Raw genomic sequence first — 15,537 nt, 5'->3', positions numbered from 1 at the left:
CATACATGAACACAACCAGCAGTACCGCCTATAACTACAAGGTGGTCCGCCAATTCGCCATCATGACGGTGGTGTGGGGCATCGTCGGGATGGGGCTCGGCGTCTTCATCGCCGCGCAACTCGTTTGGCCAAGCCTCAACTTCGACCTGCCGTGGACCAGTTTCGGCCGCCTGCGACCCTTGCACACCAACGCGGTGATCTTCGCCTTCGGTGGCTGTGCGCTGTTCGCCACCTCCTACTACTCGGTGCAACGCACCTGCCAGACCCTGCTGTTCGCGCCCAAGCTGGCGGCCTTCACCTTCTGGGGCTGGCAACTGGTGATCCTGCTGGCGGCGATCAGCCTGCCACTGGGCTACACCAGCTCCAAGGAATACGCCGAACTGGAATGGCCGATCGACGTGCTGATCACCATCGTCTGGGTCTGCTACGCCATCGTGTTCTTCGGCACGCTGATGAAGCGCACCACCAAGCACATCTACGTGGGCAACTGGTTCTTCGGCGCCTTTATCCTCACCGTGGCGATCCTGCACATCGTCAACAACCTGGAAGCGCCCGTCAGCCTGACCAAGTCCTACTCGGTCTACGCCGGTGCCACCGACGCCATGGTCCAGTGGTGGTACGGCCACAACGCCGTCGGCTTTTTCCTCACTGCCGGCTTCCTGGGAATGATGTACTACTACGTGCCCAAGCAGGCCGAGCGTCCGGTGTATTCCTATCGCCTGTCGATCGTCCACTTCTGGGCGCTGATCACCCTGTACATCTGGGCCGGCCCGCACCACCTGCACTACACCGCCCTGCCCGACTGGGCCCAGTCGCTGGGCATGATCATGTCCCTGGTACTGCTGGCACCGAGCTGGGGCGGCATGATCAACGGCATGATGACCCTCTCCGGGGCCTGGCACAAACTGCGCAGCGACCCGATCCTGCGCTTCCTGGTGGTGTCGCTGGCGTTCTACGGCATGTCCACCTTCGAAGGCCCGATGATGGCGATCAAGACCGTCAACGCCCTCTCCCACTACACCGACTGGACCATTGGTCACGTTCACGCTGGTGCCCTGGGCTGGGTGGCGATGATCTCCATCGGCGCGCTGTACCACACCATCCCCAAGGTGTTCGGCAAGCAGCAAATGTACAGCCTGGGCCTGATCAACGCGCACTTCTGGCTGGCCACCATCGGCACCGTGCTGTACATCGCCTCGATGTGGGTCAACGGCATCGCCCAGGGCCTGATGTGGCGCGCAGTGAACAGCGACGGCACGCTGACCTACTCGTTCGTCGAGACCCTGGTCGCCAGCCATCCCGGCTTCATCGTGCGCTTCGTCGGCGGTGCGATCTTCCTCAGCGGCATGTTCCTGATGGCCTGGAACACCTGGCGCACCGTACGTTCGCCAGCCCTTGACGTCGCCCCTGCGAACGCCCAGCTGGCTTGAGGAGAGACACCAGATGAAACATGAAGTCATCGAGAAAAACGTCGGCCTGCTGGCCTTGCTGATGGTGTTCGCCGTCAGCATCGGCGGCCTCACGCAAATCGTCCCGCTGTTCTTCCAGGACGTCACCAACAAACCGGTCGAAGGCATGAAGCCCTACACCGCGCTGCAACTCGAAGGCCGCGACATCTACATCCGCGAAGGCTGCGTAGGCTGCCACTCGCAGATGATTCGTCCGTTCCGCGCCGAAACCGAACGCTACGGCCACTACTCGGTAGCCGGTGAAAGCGTCTGGGACCACCCGTTCCTGTGGGGTTCCAAGCGCACCGGGCCGGACCTGGCCCGCGTGGGCGCGCGCTACTCGGACGACTGGCACCGCGCGCACCTGTACAACCCGCGCAACGTGGTGCCTGAGTCGAAGATGCCGGCCTATCCCTGGCTGGTAGCCCAGCCGGTGGACAGCAGCCATACCGACACCAAGCTGCGCGTGATGCGCTCGCTCGGCGTGCCCTATACCGACGAGGACATCGCCGGTGCCCGCGACGCGGTCAAGGGCAAGACCGAGATGGACGCGCTGGTGGCCTACCTGCAGGTGCTGGGCACCTCGATCAAGAACAAGAGGTGAGCACGATGGAATTCGACATCGGCATGATCCGCGGCCTGGGCACCCTGGTGGTGCTGGTGGCCTTCATCGGCCTGTCGCTGTGGGTGTTCAACCGGCGCCGCGACCGTGATTTCGCCGAAGCGCGCCTGCTGCCCTTCGACGACGACCGCCTGCCCCCTGCCGGGCAGGAACCCGCGGCTGCGAGCGCAGCCGTGACTGCAGTGGTGAGGAGTAACGGGCAATGACCACCTTCTGGAGTACCTACATCAGCGTACTGACCCTCGGCAGCCTGATCGGCCTGACCTGGTTGCTGCTGGGCACCCGCAAGGGCGAGAGCAGCAATACCACTGACCAGACCATGGGCCACAGCTTCGATGGCATCGAGGAATATGACAACCCGCTGCCCAAGTGGTGGTTCTGGCTGTTCGTCGGCACTTTGGTGTTCTCGGTCGGCTACCTGATCCTCTATCCGGGCCTGGGCAACTGGAAAGGCATCCTGCCCGGCTACGAGGACGGCTGGACCCAAGTCGGCGAATGGCAAAAGGAGATGGACAAGGCCGACGCCAAGTTCGGTCCGATCTTCGCCAAGTTCGCCGCCATGCCGGTCGAGGACGTGGCCAAGGATCCACAGGCGCTGAAAATGGGCGCACGCCTGTTCGCCTCCAACTGCGCCGTGTGCCACGGCTCCGACGCCAAGGGCGCCTACGGTTTCCCTAACCTCACCGACCAGGACTGGCGCTGGGGCGGCGAGCCGGAGACCATCAAGGCGTCGATCATGAATGGTCGCCATGGCGTGATGCCCGCCTGGGCCGAAGTGATCGGCGAGCAAGGCGTGGCGGATGTGGCAGCCTTCGTGCTGACCAACCTGGACGGACGCAGCCTGCCGGAAGGCGTGAAAGCCGACGCGGCCAAGGGCAAGGACATCTTCGCCAGCAGCTGCGTGGCCTGCCACGGCCCTGAAGGCAAAGGCACGCCGGCCATGGGCGCCCCTGACCTGACTCACCCGCAAGCGTTCATCTACGGTTCGAGCTTCGCCCAGTTGCAGCAGACCATCCGCTACGGCCGCCAGGGCCAGATGCCGGCCCAGGCCGATATCCAGGGCAACGACAAGGTGCACCTGTTGGCCGCCTATGTGTATAGCCTGTCGCAGGATCCTGTAAACGCTACCCACGAGTAACACCCAGGCGGGCTGCTCAGGCGCTTCTTTCGCCAGAGCAGTCCGCCCTCCCGTAAGCCTGACACGCGTTAGACATACGCCAGGCCCTGCCAGCATCTTCCATCAAGACCTCGACCAACGCATCAGCCGACTTGCTCGAGTTCTTCTTGCGTCAAATCCCCCTCAACAGTCTCCGCGCCCCCTTCGAGTCGATGACGATGCCGGTAAGCCCTGGACCTCGAATGCCCCCAACTGTACGCATACCCACTGTCATTTTTGTGAGTTGCCGAACGCCTGCCAGGGGAAGACAGTGAATAAAGATTCGCACCGCAGGCAACCTGGCCAACTCACCGATTGCGCTACCAAGCCGCAGGGCACGCCACATTAGAGGCATACGGCGACGTCAGACACACGCCGACCGCTCGATGCATCCAGGATACATAAGTCCACGAAATGGCAGACACCGAAAAGGAGCTCCCATGAACGTAGTTTCCACGTCGTTCAACGACGCCCTACCCAGCATGATTGGTTTCGCGGAAGAACGTATTGGTGCTGAGCGATGTGAATGGACGTCGCCTTGTTACTTGTTGGCTGACAGAGACCTGGCGTTGAATGAGGTCATCCGTGTGTGGGCGGTTGATCGGCAGGACGGGCGAGTGTTGAAGGTGGTCGCTTTGAAGGCCACGCAGGCCAATCGCACTCGAGATCAATGGCCGACAGCATTGATCAACGCGATCCGCAATGATGAGACGCAGGTCGACCATTCCAAGTTGCTGCATGCAGGCGTCATCAAAGGCACCACGTTCAGCGCGGGCACCGTAAGCCATTCCACGTCCAAATTCATCGCGGCGTCTTCCCATGCGGACTGCGATCGCCTATGGGTGCTTTCATCCCGTGCACGGCTGTATAGCAATGCACCGTTCGCTGCCAATCAGGTTATGGCTCACGATCTGGCAGATATCGACTTCCAGGCGGGCCAGCGCCTTTGCGTTCAGGTACGTGACCGCACCAGCCAGGGCTTGCTGGAGTCGATTGTGGTGAGCTTCGAGGTGAACAGCGCCCCCTCTGATCGCGCCAAATCGCTGTGTGACGCGGTGATGCAGGGTAGCGAAATTCTGCGGGCCGGTGTGCTGGCGGATGACGGTATCAGTATTGCGCCAAACGACCAGGGAAACGCGCTGTGGATACCCCAACTGTCGGAACTGTCAGTTACCGTGAATCCCGCGCCTTGGGTCTTTCACGGCAACTTTGTCGCGTCACGGGCAGTCGCGGCGGAGGAAGAACTGCGCATTCATATACACGACGATGTCACGGGTATGCCGTTGAAGGGGTCACCGGTCATCTTCAAGGCGAGTGCTGATCAGCTTGAGCAGGATAAATGGCCGGCGGCGTTGTCCAGAACGCTGCAAGTCTCTTCATTGGCTGAGTACCTTGCCCTGGAACTGGACAAGCCCAATGGTGCCTCTGGGCACTGGAAATGCGCGGGAATTCCCTTGCGCATCTTGATGAGCACGCCCTTGGAGGAAAACGATGAGTGGGTGCCGCTGGTACCTGAAAACGGCCTCATCGATGAACCCATTCCAATGAAAGAGCAGTTATTCAAACTGACACAGGCTATGCAGAGTGCTATTGATCAAGCGAATAAGGATAATTTCGTGCTGCCCGTAGAGACGTTCACGGTTCATGGAGCTACAGCGGCGCTCGACCGACACTGGACTCTCTATCCACTGGAAGTGACATTGCACGACATTCGCACGGGGTACGTGTGCTATCACGTATGCGTAGAGTATTCAGCTGGGCACATTGCATACACCGAGACCCCTCAGGCATTTGCCCAAAAGCTGATGGATGCTATGCGACGCGGCGGCATCCCAGAAACAGTTTTCGCGGATCAAACCTTATCAAGTAATGGCGCTGAGAACACCGAAGACACGTCTGTTTTATGGCTGCCTAGAAAACTTGGCATGGTCGCCACTTTACATATACAACGCCCGAAACAAATAAGCCACTATGGCGGCTCGTTGCAAGTGGAGCTCGTAGCCAAACAGCATTATCTAGCCCATTTTTCAAAAGCACAGGGTTCGGATAGACCGACGCATATTGATAGTTTCGGTATTCCTTTACCCTCTTGTCAGAATTTTTTATCTGGCGACTCCATGATAATGGCTGACCGACGGCTTCAACTGAAGCTCAAGCCGGAATCCCTAAGCGAAGGTATACGCTTTTTGTACGTGATGCCTCCGGGAGTACTTTCCCGGACCAGGCGTGAGCAGCACCCGGCATTCGCGAAGGAGTACGGGTACAAAAAGGACAGTTCAGATACATTGTATCTATCTCCCTCTTTCCACACTTCACCGTTGGCATCGGTAGGAATGGTCGGCGCTGAGTTTGATTTTCAAAGCCCTTGGGTCGACCCTTTCGAACTTAACTTGAAGATAGCACCTGATCGCATCAAATTATTCCGCCCCAAGGATACGCTTTGTGCTGACCGTTGCATGACCCTTGGCGCGCATGTCTACGATACAGGCGGCGCTCGGGAAAATGGGGTAGACGAAAACACGGGTTTGTTTCATGCCCACTATCCAGTTGGCACACTCAGGGGGCTTGGAGGTGAAGGTCCAGAGTTGGACCTGACGCTTCATTATTCGGCGGTACGTGCGAATGAAGGGGCACTGGGCGATGGTTGGGCATTCCGCTTCTCCTACTTCGACAATCGACGGCGAGTACTGACGTTGAGCACGGGCCAGACAGTGACCCTGACCAAGGCGCAAATGAAATCACTGAGCGCCGCCAAGACGAAGTTTCTTGATCAAGAGGGTTACAGAATTACGGCTGTCGAGGGCGACGAAAATCGATGGACCTCCCTGACTATCCAAATGCCAGCAGGTGCCGAGGGACGCCAGGAAGTGCTTTCGTTACCCATCTCGCATGATGGGAAAGAAGCGGGGGCCGCGTACAAAGCAGCGCTGAAGGCCAAGCTGGAAAAGATCATCGAAAACCTGACCCGATGGATCGAAAAGGAAAACATCACAAGCGGACAAATCGCCAATCTAAAAAAACAACGCGACGCCTGGAAAGCAGAACTGGCGGATATCGAGCGCGAAAGTCTGGTGCTGGTAACGTCGCGCATCCTCTCGCCACAAGGTGGAGAACTCACGCTGGCATGGCAGGGCATTAAAGGGCACGTCCGGCTAGACAGCATTGCAGACGCAGGCGCAGATACAGTGCTGTTAAGGGCCAAACATGATTCAATCGTTGCTCAAGGTTCGTCGCAAAGCACCTTCACGGTATGGCCTGACACCGCTGAAAGCTACGATGTCACGCTGGATATCCAAAACTGCCTGTTGGAGTCGATCACGCGTCATCGTGCTGGGCAGGATTCAACGCCTGAGCGGTATGTTCGTTTCAACTATGAGCTCGATCCAGTGCTGGATCAGGTGTTGACCGGTATTCTCGAAGAAGACGGCTCACTGGAAACCGTTCAATACGAATCTCCGAGTTTGGAACGCGCCGTGGCGCCACGCGTCGAGATGCATACGTTGGTGCCCGGCGCCAATCAGCAGTGCATCGCTCATCGCTATGAATGGACAGGTGAATACATAATTGAGAGGTCGCGTAAATGGCGACTCAGCCGTGTTGGAAAGTCCCCTTGCCCTTTCATCGAAACGTCGTGGACATTCAACAATGGCGTACGCGTGGTGGACACGATCATTCAATATCAGCCTGACGCTCCCCTGCGTACGACGCGCTTTACATACCCTGACACCGCCGCGTCAAATAGCTACAGGCACCTGGCACTCTCACGCCCTGTCAAAATCGAAGTCACCACTGAATCGCCAGTCGAAACTTCAATTGCGGTGGACCTATCATGACCGACACAACCAACGGATCGTCTTCGAATGCCTCGCAAGTCGAAAGCACATTGGCTGCTTATACCAAACACGGTCAACCGAGCTCGACGGTTACCAGTGATGGGCAGACGACCTGCGTGCGGTACTACTCAGGATCGGACACCGATAAGGGCACTCGCGGCGATCAATTGCCCGTGATCAGTGAATTGATCAGCGGGCTCAAACTTGCTGACGAAACCTTGCTGGCGGATGCCGCCGGGTTGGTCTGCCCGAAGATCGTAGACCCCCACCAACCACCATTGATGGCTCGCCTGGAATACCTGGCGTTCGACGGCACGGCCACTTCGGCGGCCACGCTGACGCTTTGTGGTTATGCGAAGTCGACCCAGGATGCACAGGGCCGGCTGATGCCTGACACCGTGCTGGTGCTCGAAGGTGTCACGGTCGCCAGTGTCAAGTCAGAGGCAAAGGACTGGACCGTATCGCTTGCCTCGTCCTGGAGTGGCATCAAAGTCACGCTGATCCAGAGCCAAGCCAATAAAGTGAGCGGCGCATTGCGCAGCATCACCCGGACAGCCACCACCTGGTACAAAGACAACACCGTTCGCAGCACGCAGACGATCACGGAAACCACTTACCCAGGAAAACAGCCCAACACCTGGAAGCTCGTCACCACGGCCCCTTTGATCGCGGGCGGCGATGCCATCCTCAGCCAGCAGATCCAGTCGGCGTTCAGTGGTCGGCTGCTACGCGAGTCGCATCAGGATGGTGACGGCAAGCCTGTGCGTTTCTCCTGCCATGATTACGACACCTGTGGCCGAGGGGCCCACAGTGTGACGTACCCGTACGATGCCAAGGCGTTCGATTCTGGAGAGGTCAAAGCGCTCAAGCCGATCGAACAACAGCGCATCACCCACACGGAAACGGGTTCGGGCACTTGGTTGACAACACTGGACTCGAGCGGCCGACGGCAGCGCACCCTGTACGATGGCCTGCAGCGAGCAGTCAGACGCGAAATGCAACGTGAAGCGAGCGACACGAGCGAATTCGTGCTGCTGGAGGAAAGTACCTGGGGGCGTGGCGAGGCGCCTGAAAAGGTCAAGGCCTATGATTTCCTGCCTGGCGGCCTGTGCACTCACAATGACAAGGACCTTCAGGCACCCACCCAGCTGCACCAGCATTTCTGGCAGGCACATGCCGACCCTGTGCTGAAGAAGAACGCGAAGGATGAACAGACGCTCACCCAGCAGTCGGCGCTGGCGCTCTTGCCTGACGGCATCCAGCACACCCGCCGGGAGCAGCAGGTAAACCATGCGACAGGATCCGTGACGTTGTCGTCTGCGCTCTGGAGTGGGCATGACAGCAGCAATGAGGCCAAAGCGCTGCGAGTCGAGGAGCTCATCGATGCCCGTGGGCGCACCGTGGCCCTCAAGCAGCATGTGCCGATGGAGGACGGAACATTCAAATCGCGGGAGTGGACCACGACCTGGGATGACCTGGATCGCCCGCTGTCGCGTACCCAACCCGACGAGTCAGTCGTCACCTGGAACTACCAGGGCATGAGTGCGGTACCCACAACCGTCAGCATCAAGGCCAAAGGCAAGACCAGCCAGTTGCTCGGCAACCAGACGCTGGAGGGTGGCGGTAACCAGGGTGACCTTGTGACTGGCGTGGTCGTCGGGGGTAAAAAAGGCTTGGCCTACAGTGATCGAGCCGGAAAACTCACGGGGCCTGACGGCAAGAAACTGTACCGCAAAGAAACCGACCACAGTGTCGAGTGGTATGTAGAGAACAAAAGTGACAGTACCGGCACACTGCTGGCGTCGTTCAAATTTAACCAGGTGACTCAGTCGCTGAAGGCCGAGCGCCCGGCGCAGGGTACCCAGCAGAGCAAAGTCACCAGTGAGGACCTGACCCCGCTGCTGCTTGGAGCCTGGCATTTCAACCGCACCGTGCATGCACAGCAACAGCGACAGGAAACCTTGGTGTCATTGCGTGGCCAGGTTCAGCGGGCGAAATATGCCAATGGCGTGAGCAGCCAAGCCTGGAGCGGCCCGCAGGGACAATGTGACCGTGTTGTCCGTGGCTCGCTGGAGTACTGGTATGAATACACCGCCTTGGGCCAATGCCAGCGGATGACCGTGCGTGATCTGAACACGGGCCGAACCATGGCCGTGTCCTATACGTACGACAAACTGGGCAATGAAGTTGAACGGCTGTATCGGCTCGATGACCAGACCAAGACACGCTACGTGCAGACCTGGTCGTCCATCGGACAGCTGACCAGCAAAGTCTTGTTCCGCGATGGCCAATCCACGCCGGCTCGTACCGAGACATTCATCTACTACACCAGTGTGGACGGTACGCGTGATGAGCTGCAAAAGTGGACGGTCGAGGCGATCTCGGGTGATGAGGTCAAGGATGCCGAGGGGCACTCCATCAAAGAGCAGAGTTACCAGTACGATGCACTGGGCAACCTTACCGAGTGCAGCAGTACACGCAGCAATGGTGACGTGGAACGCGTGATCTATGAGTATGACAGCGATCATCCCACCCGCCGTACTCGGCAAAGTACCCAGCTCACGCCAAAGGGCGGCAAGGCCGGTACGCTTCGATCATTGAGCTACACCTACGATGACGCTGGGCGGCTGACGCTCAACGAACGCGAGCAAACCCTTGCCTACTCGGATACCGGCAGGTTGCGCTCAGTCACCGAAAAAGGTCAGCCAACGCCTTCGACTTATTACGAGTATGACGAAAATGACTGCTTGATCAGCCAATGGATCGCAGCGGACAACCAGCGTCGGGTTCTTGCTTACACGGGTGATGTGCTCTGAGGTGAAACCTGGCTAGACAAAGAAGGCAAGGTCGTTCGCTCCCTGACGCTGGACGAACACGCGGGGATGGTCATCAAGAACCGTCAGGGAACTGCAGAGACACAGCTCTTCGTTCTGGGCGACCCGCAACAGGCCGGTGGCGATGAGTACTGGGTAGATGCCAAGGGTGCCTGGCAGCACCGGTCGTTGGCGTTTACGCCCTGGGGCGAAGCGCCGGTGTCCAGCACTCAAGCGATGCTCAGTGGTCTGGGCCGTGACGGGCAACGGTTGGACCCTGCGACCGGGTGCGCTCATCTGGGCAATGGCTATCGTGTCTATGACCCGCGTCACCGAGCGTTCTATCAACGTGACGACTGGAGCCCGTTCGGCGCTGGCGGGCTCAATGACCGGGCGTACTGCGCCGGCGGGGACCCTGTGAATTGGCATGACCCCAGCGGCCACATCATGCTCAGCCGGCGCGATCAAGCTCAAAGCCTGGCTAGGCTTGACTCGGCAATCAGTGCAGCCCAGCCGCCGGTGCACGAGGCGGTTCCCTGGTGGCAATGGGTTGCGTTGGCGGTTTTCGTGGTTGTCGCTATCGCGGCGACCATCCTCACGTTTGGGGCAGCGGGGCCGGTAATGGCCGGGATCGGCATGGCGCTTTGTACCGCGATCATGGTAGGCGGGGCCGTCACCGCCGCGGGCATGGCCCAGCGCCAGAGCAACCCGCGGTTGTCCTCGCGCCTGGAAGAGGCAGGTCACGTCGTGATGGCGTTGGCGAGTCTTCCGGGGATGGCTGGCGGCTTATCCGTGATGGTCGCCGCAGCACTGGTGGTCACTACGATGGTTTCGGTAGCACTGGACGTCACGAAAATGGCCGTGGAACAGGACAACCCGGAACTGGCAGAAAAACTGGGGTGGGCATCGATGGCATCCCAGGCGGTTGCGGCTTTGACTGCGCTTCCGTCCCTGCTGAAGGGCTCCGCTCGAGGCCTGCAGCAGTTGCGTGGAATACGCATGCGCGTATCGAATAATGTGTCTGAAGCCTTGATTGATGCTAGCCCGACAAAAGTCCTGAGAAATCTTAGGAATAGTCAAAGAACCGCATCGCCTGCTCAATCACCACAAGCAGTAAGACGCACCGCTACGGGGGGCGTGCATCATGAGGATCTCGGTGACTTCATTATCATACGAAGTGGTGCGCAAAGGTCCGAGACCCTGTATTACTCAGCCCACGGTCAAAACAAGATTCTTGGCGGTTCAGCGACAGTCCCGGCAAATAGTACGCTTCATTATTACGCACCAGCAACGGGAACGATCAGCGGCCCAACACAGTTACAGCGCTCCGCCAATGGAATGCTTGTGAAAGAATGGCGCCCCGCGCACCTGATAGCTGCAGGCAAAGCCAAAACCCTGAGAATCAAAGATATGGAGGGTGGGAAATTAACGGCAAATTATAGCCTAAGCCATTTCGAACACAATTCGGTAGAGCATCTTGAGTTGATTGCAAAGTCCTACAGCGTCGACGTCCTGATGGTCAAAAAAGGTAATGAGCTATCGTTGGACAAAATATGGGGGACATTTGAGAGCTCAGGAATTGCTTATTCGCATCATGAGGCTGGGTTCTGCAGATCTTCAATGCTTAAACAGCTTATGGGCATCCCTAGGCCAAAAAATGTGATCCGGTGAGCAAGCTTTTCGAGCCGGCTTATGCGCTTTTTTCAAAGCACTATGCTCGAGCACCTGCAATCTCGAAGGTAGTTGCTTGAGTACGGCCGTGATCATATTCACGGCTTTGCTCAAGCAGCACTTGCACGGGAATTAAATAGCCGACGTGTGAGCCAGCGCAAGCCTCAAGCAATCAGTAACCCCGCCAACACCGCGCCCCCTGTCGGGGGTGCAGGTACGGGACATTCCCGCATCTGCACCATCACAGGGGGCGTGCCGTTCTGAGCCTTTCCTCCCCTGCCCACGACCTCTAAGCTGGCGACCGTTCGCCTATGGCCCGATGCCCGGCGCGAAAACGGCTTGGAAAAAAGCCTGACCGATCGATCAGAAAAATTCGAGAAACGGTACACATAACAGTGATTTGTTTGTGTACACTCACTCGGCCTGTCTGATCCATCGTCGACTGCCCCGCAGTCACGGACAGGAAGCAGTGCAGGGCTTTGCGTGACCCTGACAGCGTTTTTTCCACCCACAAGAACAGTCAAAGCGTGGAACCCCAGCATGAACACAGCCATCAGTCCGCCTGCGTATAACTACAAAGTCGTCCGCCAGTTCGCCCTCATGACCGTGGTCTGGGGCATCCTCGGCATGGGCCTGGGCGTGTTCATCGCCTCGCAGCTCGTTTGGCCCAGCCTCAACTTCGACCTGCCTTGGACCAGCTTCGGCCGCCTGCGCCCGCTGCACACCAACCTGGTGATCTTCGCTTTCGGCGGCTGTGCGCTGTTCGCCACCAGCTATTACGTGGTGCAACGCACCTGCCAGACCCGGCTCATCTGCGATGGCCTGGCTGCCTTCACCTTCTGGGGCTGGCAGGCGGTGATCGTCGGGGCGCTGGTCACGCTGCCCCTGGGCTACACCACCACCAAGGAATACGCCGAGCTGGAATGGCCGATCGCGATTCTGCTGGCCATTGTCTGGGTGGCTTATGCCGTGGTGTTCTTCGGCACCCTGGTCAGGCGCAAGACCCAGCACATCTATGTCGGCAATTGGTTCTACGGCGCCTTCATCCTGGTCACCGCCATGCTGCACATCGTCAACCATGCAGCCCTGCCGGTCAGCCTGTTCAAGTCGTATTCGGCCTACGCCGGTGCCACCGACGCGATGATCCAGTGGTGGTACGGCCACAACGCCGTCGGCTTTTTCCTGACCACCGGTTTTCTCGGGATGATGTATTACTTCGTGCCCAAGCAGGCCGAGCGGCCGATCTATTCCTATCGCCTGTCGATCGTCCACTTCTGGGCGCTGATCACCCTGTACATCTGGGCCGGCCCGCACCACTTGCACTACACCGCCCTGCCCGACTGGGCCCAGTCGCTGGGCATGGTGATGTCGATCATCCTCCTGGCGCCAAGCTGGGGCGGCATGATCAACGGCATGATGACCCTCTCCGGGGCCTGGCATAAATTGCGCACCGACCCGATCCTGCGCTTCCTGGTGGTTTCGCTGGCGTTCTACGGCATGTCCACCTTCGAAGGCCCGATGATGGCGATCAAGACCGTCAACGCCCTCTCCCACTACACCGACTGGACCATCGGCCACGTTCACGCCGGCGCCCTGGGCTGGGTGGCGATGATCACCATCGGCGCGCTGTACCACATGATTCCCAAGCTCTATGGACGCGCGCAGATGCACAGCGTCGGGCTGATCAACGCGCACTTCTGGCTGGCCACCATCGGCACCGTGCTGTACATCGCCTCGATGTGGGTCAATGGCATCACCCAGGGCCTGATGTGGCGGGCGATCAATGACGACGGCACGCTCACCTATTCCTTCGTCGAAGCGCTGCAGGCCAGCCATCCGGGCTACATCGTGCGCGCGGTGGGCGGGGCGTTCTTCGCCTCGGGCATGCTGCTGATGGCCTACAACGTGGTGCGCACGGTGCGTGGCGCCCATCCGGCGCAGGCCGACGAAGCCGCCAAGATCGTCGTCGTGGGAGCGCACTGATGAAACATGAAGTCGTCGAGAAGAACATCGGCCTGTTGGCCTTCTTCATGGTGGTGGCGGTGAGCATCGGTGGGCTGACCCAGATCGTGCCGCTGTTTTTCCAGGACGTCACCAACCAGCCGGTGGAGGGCATGAAGCCGCGCACCGCGCTGGAAGTCGAGGGGCGCGACATCTATATCCGCGAGGGCTGCGTGGGCTGCCACTCGCAGATGATCCGGCCATTCCGGGCCGAGACCGAACGCTATGGCCACTATTCGGTGGCTGGCGAAAGCGTCTGGGACCACCCGTTCCTGTGGGGTTCCAAGCGCACCGGGCCGGACCTGGCCCGCGTGGGTGGACGCTACTCGGACGACTGGCACCGCGCGCACCTGTACAACCCGCGCAACGTGGTACCGGAGTCGAAGATGCCAGCCTATCCCTGGCTGGTGGAAAACCACCTCGACGGCCAGGACACGGCGAAGAAGCTGCAAGTACTGCGCACGCTCGGCGTGCCCTACAGCGACGCCGACATTGCCGGCGCCCGCGAGGCGGTCAAGGGCAAGAGCGAGATGGACGCATTGGTGGCCTACCTGCAAGGCCTTGGCACCCTGATCAAGAGCAAACGGTGACGCGCATGGAAATCGGAACGATTCGAGGCCTGGGCACCCTCGTGGTGCTGGTGGCCTTCGTGGGCCTGGCGCTGTGGGTATTCAGCCCACGCCGCAAGCGCGACTTCGACGAAGCCACGCAACTGCCGTTCGCCGACGATCCCGAGGCCCAGCGCCGGATCGAGCGCAATGCACGAGACACATCGGGGAGCGAGCGACCATGAGCAGTTTCTGGAGCCTGTACATCAGCGTGCTGACCCTGGGCACGATCTTCGCCTTGACCTGGCTGCTGCTGTCGACCCGCAAGGGCCAGCGCGAAGACCTCACCGACCAGACCGTCGGGCATGCCTTCGATGGCATCGAGGAGTACGACAACCCCCTGCCGCGCTGGTGGTTCTGGTTGTTCGTGGGCACCCTCGTCTTCGCCTTGGGCTACCTGGTGCTGTATCCGGGCCTGGGCAATTGGCGCGGGTTATTGCCCGGCTACGCCTACCTGGACAGCGACTCGCGCCGCGAATTTGGCGACGGCCAGACAGGCTGGAGCGGCGTGCACGAGTGGGAGAAGGAAATGGCCAAGGCCGACGCCCGCTTCGGCCCGATCTTCGCCAAGTTCGCGGCCATGCCATTGCAAGCGGTGGCCAAGGACCCGCAGGCGCTGAAGATGGGCGCGCGCCTGTTCGCCTCCAACTGCGCCGTGTGCCATGGCTCGGACGCCAAGGGGGCCTACGGCTTCCCAAACCTCACCGACAGCGACTGGCGTTGGGGCGGTGAGCCGGAAACCATCAAGGCCTCGATCATGAACGGTCGCCACGGCGTCATGCCCGGCTGGGGCGAGGTGATCGGCGAACAGGGCGTGGCCGACGTGGCGGCCTTCGTGCTGAGTCAGCTGGATGGGCGCAAGCTGCCCGAGGACGCCAAGGCCGACCCGATCAAGGGTCAGCAGATTTTCGCCAGCACCTGCGTGGCTTGCCACGGACCGCAAGGCAAAGGCACCCCGGCGATGGGCGCGCCGGACCTGACTCATCCGCAGGCGTTCATCTATGGTTCGAGCTTCGCCCAGTTGCAGCAGACCATCCGCTACGGCCGCCAGGGCCAGATGCCGGCCCAGGCCGAGATCCAGGGCAACGACCGCGTGCATCTGCTGGCGGCCTACGTGTACAGCCTGTCTCAGGAAAAGCCTGCGGCCCAGGACGATCAGCCGAAATGAGGTGCGGTGGCCGGCGGTTAATTCCACCGGCCACTGACCTGAATCAATTGACACTTCCCATATCACGATTACCGAGCACAACCCAATGCGACTAAAGGTCGCAGCCAGGCCCGACCTTGCCATCACAGGCGTATCATGGCCCGCAGAGCGCCAGCACCGGGCGCGCGACCACGGCCGGCACGCACTGGCCCTGGCATTTCTCCACTGCCGTGGGACT

11 protein-coding genes are annotated in these 15,537 nt (G+C 59.8%); all 11 read left to right on the top strand.

Features of this window, described 5'->3' with window-relative positions:
- Positions 1–5 precede the first annotated feature (5 nt).
- Positions 6–1,430: a cytochrome-c oxidase, cbb3-type subunit I gene (ccoN, locus tag Q7C30_RS18840; protein WP_317872370.1), complete on the top strand. Its 1,425-nt coding sequence runs from the start codon at positions 6–8 to the stop codon at positions 1,428–1,430.
- 13 nt (positions 1,431–1,443) lie between these two features.
- Entirely contained in the window at positions 1,444–2,052 is a 609-nt protein-coding gene (gene ccoO, locus Q7C30_RS18835) for a cytochrome-c oxidase, cbb3-type subunit II (RefSeq protein WP_039578822.1), read from the top strand.
- Between the two features lie 5 nt (positions 2,053–2,057).
- Positions 2,058–2,276 carry a cbb3-type cytochrome c oxidase subunit 3 gene (locus Q7C30_RS18830; RefSeq protein WP_029614905.1) on the top strand — a complete coding sequence of 73 codons (219 nt, stop codon included), beginning with the start codon at positions 2,058–2,060 and terminating at the stop codon, positions 2,274–2,276.
- On the top strand, positions 2,273–3,208 hold the full coding sequence (ccoP, locus tag Q7C30_RS18825) for a cytochrome-c oxidase, cbb3-type subunit III (RefSeq protein WP_317872369.1): 936 nt from the start codon (positions 2,273–2,275) through the stop codon (positions 3,206–3,208). Before Q7C30_RS18830 ends, ccoP (Q7C30_RS18825) begins: the two co-directional genes overlap by 4 nt.
- Before the next feature lie 458 nt (positions 3,209–3,666).
- Positions 3,667–7,059 carry a hypothetical protein gene (locus Q7C30_RS18820; protein ID WP_317872368.1) on the top strand — a complete coding sequence of 1,131 codons (3,393 nt, stop codon included), beginning with the start codon at positions 3,667–3,669 and terminating at the stop codon, positions 7,057–7,059.
- Positions 7,056–9,875, top strand: coding sequence for a hypothetical protein (locus Q7C30_RS18815; protein ID WP_317872367.1), 2,820 nt, complete (start codon positions 7,056–7,058; stop codon positions 9,873–9,875). Before Q7C30_RS18820 ends, Q7C30_RS18815 begins: the two co-directional genes overlap by 4 nt.
- A 66-nt stretch (positions 9,876–9,941) precedes the next feature.
- On the top strand, positions 9,942–11,543 hold the full coding sequence (locus Q7C30_RS18810; RefSeq protein ID WP_317872366.1) for an RHS repeat-associated core domain-containing protein: 1,602 nt from the start codon (positions 9,942–9,944) through the stop codon (positions 11,541–11,543).
- Between the two features lie 540 nt (positions 11,544–12,083).
- Entirely contained in the window at positions 12,084–13,526 is a 1,443-nt protein-coding gene (gene ccoN, locus Q7C30_RS18805) for a cytochrome-c oxidase, cbb3-type subunit I (RefSeq protein ID WP_317872365.1), read from the top strand.
- On the top strand, positions 13,526–14,134 hold the full coding sequence (gene ccoO, locus Q7C30_RS18800) for a cytochrome-c oxidase, cbb3-type subunit II (protein WP_039578836.1): 609 nt from the start codon (positions 13,526–13,528) through the stop codon (positions 14,132–14,134). Before ccoN (Q7C30_RS18805) ends, ccoO (Q7C30_RS18800) begins: the two co-directional genes overlap by 1 nt.
- A 5-nt stretch (positions 14,135–14,139) precedes the next feature.
- Positions 14,140–14,337 carry a cbb3-type cytochrome c oxidase subunit 3 gene (locus tag Q7C30_RS18795; RefSeq protein ID WP_029615021.1) on the top strand — a complete coding sequence of 66 codons (198 nt, stop codon included), beginning with the start codon at positions 14,140–14,142 and terminating at the stop codon, positions 14,335–14,337.
- A complete protein-coding gene (gene ccoP, locus Q7C30_RS18790) occupies positions 14,334–15,320 on the top strand; it encodes a cytochrome-c oxidase, cbb3-type subunit III (RefSeq protein WP_317872364.1) in 987 nt (328 codons plus the stop codon). The genes Q7C30_RS18795 and ccoP (Q7C30_RS18790) overlap by 4 nt, the downstream gene beginning before the upstream one ends.
- Positions 15,321–15,537: the final 217 nt, after the last annotated feature.

Origin of the sequence: Pseudomonas sp. RAC1 (genome assembly GCF_030658255.1) — a bacterium.
GTDB lineage: Bacteria > Pseudomonadota > Gammaproteobacteria > Pseudomonadales > Pseudomonadaceae > Aquipseudomonas > Aquipseudomonas boreofloridensis.
The sequence above is the reverse complement of the archived record's forward strand: the minus strand, read 5'-3'. Positions and strand labels throughout refer to the sequence as shown.

Excerpts from the sequence above, each read along its gene's own strand:
- ccoN (WP_317872370.1), top strand. The coding sequence starts at position 6 with ATGAACACAACCAGCAGTACCGCCTATAACTACAAGGTGGTCCGCCAA.
- ccoO (WP_039578822.1), top strand. The coding sequence starts at position 1,444 with ATGAAACATGAAGTCATCGAGAAAAACGTCGGCCTGCTGGCCTTGCTG.
- Q7C30_RS18830 (WP_029614905.1), top strand. The coding sequence starts at position 2,058 with ATGGAATTCGACATCGGCATGATCCGCGGCCTGGGCACCCTGGTGGTG.
- ccoP (WP_317872369.1), top strand. The coding sequence starts at position 2,273 with ATGACCACCTTCTGGAGTACCTACATCAGCGTACTGACCCTCGGCAGC.
- Q7C30_RS18820 (WP_317872368.1), top strand. The coding sequence starts at position 3,667 with ATGAACGTAGTTTCCACGTCGTTCAACGACGCCCTACCCAGCATGATT.
- Q7C30_RS18815 (WP_317872367.1), top strand. The coding sequence starts at position 7,056 with ATGACCGACACAACCAACGGATCGTCTTCGAATGCCTCGCAAGTCGAA.
- Q7C30_RS18810 (WP_317872366.1), top strand. The coding sequence starts at position 9,942 with ATGGTCATCAAGAACCGTCAGGGAACTGCAGAGACACAGCTCTTCGTT.
- ccoN (WP_317872365.1), top strand. The coding sequence starts at position 12,084 with ATGAACACAGCCATCAGTCCGCCTGCGTATAACTACAAAGTCGTCCGC.
- ccoO (WP_039578836.1), top strand. The coding sequence starts at position 13,526 with ATGAAACATGAAGTCGTCGAGAAGAACATCGGCCTGTTGGCCTTCTTC.
- Q7C30_RS18795 (WP_029615021.1), top strand. The coding sequence starts at position 14,140 with ATGGAAATCGGAACGATTCGAGGCCTGGGCACCCTCGTGGTGCTGGTG.
- ccoP (WP_317872364.1), top strand. The coding sequence starts at position 14,334 with ATGAGCAGTTTCTGGAGCCTGTACATCAGCGTGCTGACCCTGGGCACG.